Below are 434 nucleotides of genomic sequence, written 5' to 3'. Positions count from 1 at the left end.
ACGGCACTGTTGCAAAGTTAGCGATGAGGCAGCCTTTTGTCTTATTCAAAGGCCTTACATTTCAAAAACTCTGCTTACCAGGCGCATTTCGCCCAGGGGATCACCATAATAAAATGCTGAGGCCTGGCCTTTGCGTAGTGCACGCATCACCCTGATGAATCCCCTAATGATTTTGGTAAAAATCATTAAGTTAAGGTGGATACACATCTTGTCATATGATCAAATGGTTTCGCGAAAAATCAATAATCAGACAACAAGATGTGCGAACTCGATATTTTACACGACTCTCTTTACCAATTCTGCCCCGAATTAGGTGATGCTGCCAACTTACTGATTTAGTGTATGATGGTGTTTTTGAGGTGCTCCAGTGGCTTCTGTTTCTATCAGCTGTCCCTCCTGTTCAGCTACTGACGGGGTGGTGCGTAACGGCAAAA

Annotated in this window: 1 protein-coding gene and 1 pseudogene; one reads left to right on the top strand and one right to left on the bottom strand. The window is 44.0% G+C overall.

Annotated features, from left to right (window positions below):
* Window positions 1-54: 54 nt before the first annotated feature.
* A pseudogene (locus ACJ8QI_RS25140) lies at window positions 55-156 on the bottom strand (IS6 family transposase); the annotation flags it as partial.
* Window positions 157-367: 211 nt separating this feature from the next.
* On the opposite strand from ACJ8QI_RS25140, the gene ACJ8QI_RS25135 reads away from it, so the two are divergent.
* Window positions 368-434 (top strand): IS1 family transposase (locus ACJ8QI_RS25135; protein ID WP_096257578.1); only part of this gene is annotated, 67 nt, incomplete at its 3' end.

It is taken from the genome of Serratia sp. CY84636 (assembly GCF_052166245.1).
Lineage (GTDB): Bacteria > Pseudomonadota > Gammaproteobacteria > Enterobacterales > Enterobacteriaceae > Serratia > Serratia nevei.
This window is presented reverse-complemented; position numbering and strand designations above follow the sequence as displayed.